Source organism: Candidatus Neomarinimicrobiota bacterium (assembly GCA_018647265.1).
Lineage (GTDB): Bacteria > Fidelibacterota > Marinisomatia > Marinisomatales > TCS55 > TCS55.
In genome coordinates this window covers 1-4,605 of sequence record JABGTK010000083.1, presented here as the reverse complement: position 1 = coordinate 4,605, position 4,605 = coordinate 1, and the positions used below count along the sequence as shown (strand labels likewise).

5 protein-coding genes are annotated in these 4,605 nt (G+C 33.3%); all 5 read left to right on the top strand.

Going from position 1 to position 4,605, the window contains the following annotated elements:
* Positions 1–725: alginate export family protein (locus tag HN459_04925; GenBank protein ID MBT3478788.1), on the top strand; the 725-nt coding region annotated here is incomplete at its 5' end.
* Positions 726–737: 12 nt separating this feature from the next.
* Complete coding sequence (nirK, locus tag HN459_04920; protein ID MBT3478787.1) at positions 738–2,198, top strand: nitrite reductase, copper-containing; 1,461 nt, start codon at positions 738–740, stop codon at positions 2,196–2,198.
* A gap of 40 nt (positions 2,199–2,238) precedes the next feature.
* On the top strand, positions 2,239–2,958 hold the full coding sequence (locus tag HN459_04915; GenBank protein MBT3478786.1) for a formylglycine-generating enzyme family protein: 720 nt from the start codon (positions 2,239–2,241) through the stop codon (positions 2,956–2,958).
* Positions 2,955–3,659 (top strand): SCO family protein, encoded by a 705-nt coding sequence (locus HN459_04910; protein ID MBT3478785.1) that lies wholly within the window; start codon positions 2,955–2,957, stop codon positions 3,657–3,659. The genes HN459_04915 and HN459_04910 overlap by 4 nt, the downstream gene beginning before the upstream one ends.
* A gap of 290 nt (positions 3,660–3,949) precedes the next feature.
* Entirely contained in the window at positions 3,950–4,402 is a 453-nt protein-coding gene (locus HN459_04905) for an Rrf2 family transcriptional regulator (GenBank protein MBT3478784.1), read from the top strand.
* Positions 4,403–4,605 lie beyond the last annotated feature (203 nt).

Genomic DNA, 4,605 nt, shown 5'->3' with positions numbered 1-4,605 from the left:
TTGTTTTTAACTTTACCAACGATTTTGCAAATGTAGATTTTTTCAATTTCAAGCAAGTGGAAGCTGGTACAGTAGATGACGAAGATGATTTTAATGTCAGCGGTGTTTACGCCCATTTTAGCTTAATAGAAGGTCATAAGACACAAGCCTTTGCTATTCAGGATGGAGATAGATTGACATTTGGTGGATATGGAAAAGGTGCTATTTCCAGTGTGAGTTACGAATTGGAATTTGCCATGCAGAATGGAGCAGAATCTGATGATGTGAATTATGGTGGTATGATGTATGGTTTGAATGCTGGTTATAAAATTGGCGATATGACACTTTCAGCCGGAATGGATTTTGTATCTGGAGATGACTCCACAACTACAAATGTAAATGAATCATTCAACACTTTATATGCTACAAATCATAAATACTATGGATATATGGATTATTTTCTAAATCTTCCCGTTCATACTGGTGGATTAGGATTGCAAGATATTCATTTTAAACTATCAGGATTCAATATAGCTGACCATACTGTTAATGTAGCGTATCACATATTTAATGCAAATCAAAGTAATGAATCTTTTGGGAATGAATTAGATATTACCTTGGTCAAGAAATTTGCTGATAATGTAAAAATTGTAGCAGGATATTCTATATTTATGCCTGGTAAACTACAAGAAGAAAATGAGACGAATGGAAGTTTCGCCTACTTAATGACAATCGTGAATTTTTAATAAGGGAAAGATATGAATATTATAAGATTAATAAAATATATAGGGGTATTTACGATATTTTTAAATATTTTAACCTTATCAGGTTGCTCTGATAAAAACATCAATTCAGGAACAATTGATACCAGTAAAATTAAAGTAAATGGAGAAATGATAGCTGAATTAACACCTCCGCCGTTTGTACCTGCACCCGTTGGAGATAGGCCTGCTAAAAAACTACTTGTTGAAATGGAAATTCTTGAAGCTGAAAGCGAAATGACGGGAGGAGTAACATACGTTTATTGGACGTTTGGTGGTTCAGTTCCAGGAAGTTTTATAAGAACAAGAGTTGGTGATGAAGTTGAATTCACATTGCAAAATCATCCAGATAACAAATTACCACATAATATTGATTTACATGCAGTTACAGGGCCAGGTGGTGGAGCGACATCATCATTTATTGCTCCAGGTCATAAAGTAACTTTTTCTTTTAAAACACTAAATCCAGGTCTTTATGTTTATCATTGTGCAACGGCACCAGTTGGAATGCATGTTGCAAACGGAATGTATGGTTTAATTTTAGTCGAACCAGAAGGTGGTCTCCCAAAGGTAGATAAAGAATATTATATCATGCAGGGTGATTTTTATACAAAAGGTAATAATGGCCAACCAGGTCTACAACCATTCGATATGAAAAAAGCCATTGATGAGAATGCTGATTATGTAGTTTTTAATGGTAAAGTGGGTTCGTTGACTGGAGATGATGCACTTACAGCTAATGTAGGAGAAACGATACGTTTATTTGTTGGAAATGGAGGACCAAATTTGGTTTCGTCTTTTCATGTTATTGGTGAAATATTTGATAGAGTAAATATTGAAGGTGGTTCGGCTATAAATGAGAATGTTCAAACTACATTAATTCCTGCAGGTGGTGCCGCGATTGTTGAATTTAAAGTTGATGTTCCTGGTACCTTTATTATTGTTGATCATTCCATTTTTCGAGCCTTTAATAAAGGTGCCCTTGGTATGATTAAAGTTCAAGGTGATGATAATTTAGCGGTGTACTCAGGAAAACAAATCGAAGGGATATACAACCCTGATGGTACGGTTATTCAATCAATGCCTGGTGATAAAATACCCGAATTGGCAATTGGCTCTACAATTAATGAAAGAATCGTTTTAGGAAAACAATTATATACACAAACTTGTTTAGCTTGTCACCAAGCTGATGGAGAGGGAATTCTAACGGTGTTTCCTCCACTTGCAAAGTCTGACTATTTGAATGAGAATGTAGACCGCGCGATAGATATTGTTCTTTATGGTAAAACAGGCTCTATTATTGTAAATGGTGAATACTATAATAATGTGATGACTGCTTTGTCATTGAGTAATGAAGAAGTTGCAAATATTTTAACATTTATTTATAATAGTTGGGAAAATAATAAAACGGAAGTAACTCCTGAAATGGTTGCTAAAGTTATACGTGATCATAAATAAAAAATTAATATTAATATTAATTTTTGCCCCATTAATCGGAATGGGGCAGATGAATCTGAAACAAAAAAAGATCATTGGTGGAAATTTTGTTCCACTGTATGGTTCTAATAGTACGGGTGTATCTGTTGATGATTTTTTATTAGATATTCATCCAATCACAAATCAACAATATTTACATTTTGTGAAAAAAAATCCAAAATGGAGAAGGTCCCAGGTATTAAATCTTTTTGCTGATGAAAATTATTTGTATAATTGGGAATCTGACACCGTATTAGGTCTAGAAGTTTCTCCTAATTCTGCTGTCACTTCAGTGTCTTGGTACGCTGCAAAAAAATATTGTGATTGTCAAGATAGTAGGTTGCCAACGATGGATGAATGGGAATATGTGGCAATGGCCAGCGAAACTAATCCAAATGCGCAACGAGATAGTCTTTTCAATCTGATGATTATTGAAAGTTATGAATTACCCAAAACGTATAAAAATGAGATTGGAAGTACGTACAAAAATTATTGGGGAATCTTTGATATGCATGGGTTAGTTTGGGAATGGACGTCTGATTTTAATTCAGTACTTATCTCTGGAGAATCACGGCAAGATGTGGATGTAGAAAGAAATTTATTCTGCGGTAGTGCATCGATTAATGCAACTAATTTAATGGACTATGCTGCTTTTATGCGTTTTGCTTTCAGGGGAAGTGTAAAAGCAAACTATAGTATACGAACATTAGGTTTTCGTTGTTCAAAAGATATCAATCAATGAAAAAACAAATTTTCATCCTAACAGTGTTATTTTTTAGTGCAATCTTTATTAATTCATGTGATAAGACGAATTCTAAGAAAAATAGTGGTATCTATCAATGTCCAATGCAATGTGAAGGAGAAAAGACTTACAATAAAACCATAAATTGTCCTATTTGTAAAATGGAATTAAAACAAATTGATTCTAATAGTAAAAAAATAATTGATGATAATTTGATTTCATCTGCATCTATTTTTAATCTGACATCCAAATGGAAAACTCAAAATAATGAAACAATTGAGTTAAAAGATTTAAAAGGAGACGTATTAGTGATGGTGATGATTTATACTTCCTGTAAGGCTGCTTGCCCGAGATTAGTTGCAGATATGAGAAACATATTTAATAAAGTTGGTAATAGTTCGGTTAAGTATATATTCGTAAGTATTGACCCAGAAACAGACACGCCTAAAAAGTTGAAAGAATTTGCCATTATGAACCAAATGGATAACAAACAATGGGTCTTTTTACAGGGGAATATTGATGATGTTCGAGAATTTTCTAATGTATTATCTGTAAAATATAAACAAATATCCCCAATTGATTTTTCTCATTCTAATATTATAAGTGTTTTCAATAAAGATGGAGTTCTTATTCATCAACAGGAAGGTCTAGGTTTAAATAATGATAATACTGTTTTTCAAATTAATAATTTGATTAAGTAAGGATGAGCATTCAAAATACCAATGATAACTATTAAAATGTAGTTAAGAATGAATCGTGTTAAACAATCAAAACCATTATTTATTTTCCATTATGGGTTTCGTTGGGTATTGGTCAAATTCTGTTGTCCGTTGCCATGGTAAAGGACAGAGTTCATGAAATACACAAAATATAAATTTTATTGGAATGTAGGAGCATTTGGTCACGCCTATTTTATGTTAGCCATAAACTTTAACAAAGTCGATATAAGTAAAAAAGATTCAAATAATAAATTTGAAAAAAAGTATTATTGATGGTAACATCGCACCTCATGTTATATTCAAAATCAGCAGAGTATGCTATTCAGGCCATGATTTATTTGACGGAAAAAAAGTCAGATAAACCAACTATGATCAGTAAAATTGCCGAATCTTATGGCATACCATATCAATTTTTGGCGAAAATAGTGCAGACATTGGTTAAGCATCGTTTGGTGAAGGCAACCCGAGGACGAAATGGCGGCGTTAATTTAGGACGTCCTGCAAATGAAATATATTTAAGTGAAATTGTTCAAGCCATCGATGGTCTGCCCCCTGAAAAGGAACAATGTGTTATCGGACTAAATCTGTGTTCAGATGAAACACCCTGTCCGCTTCATGATCAATGGAAACCTATTCGTGGGAAAATTCGCCACATGCTTGCCAGTGAACCTCTTGACGACTTAGCTAATAGGGTAATTGAAAAACGGAAGTTAATGGAAAAATAATATTTTTTTCTCAAACAATAGGATAAAAAGGTCTTTAATTATAAATTAGTATTTGGCAACTGAATGAAAAAATATAAATATAATGAATAGAAGAGAATTTATAAGAATTGGTGGGCTAAGCTTGGGTGGTTTGGCTGTTGCAAATCCTATCTTTGACTGGACGACAGGCGCAATTCTGACTGAGGAAAATTTTCAGCAGACTG

Coding starts and splice junctions, on each gene's coding strand:
- nirK (MBT3478787.1), top strand. CDS start 738: ATGAATATTATAAGATTAATAAAATATATAGGGGTATTTACGATATTT.
- HN459_04915 (MBT3478786.1), top strand. CDS start 2,239: ATGGGGCAGATGAATCTGAAACAAAAAAAGATCATTGGTGGAAATTTT.
- HN459_04910 (MBT3478785.1), top strand. CDS start 2,955: ATGAAAAAACAAATTTTCATCCTAACAGTGTTATTTTTTAGTGCAATC.
- HN459_04905 (MBT3478784.1), top strand. CDS start 3,950: ATGGTAACATCGCACCTCATGTTATATTCAAAATCAGCAGAGTATGCT.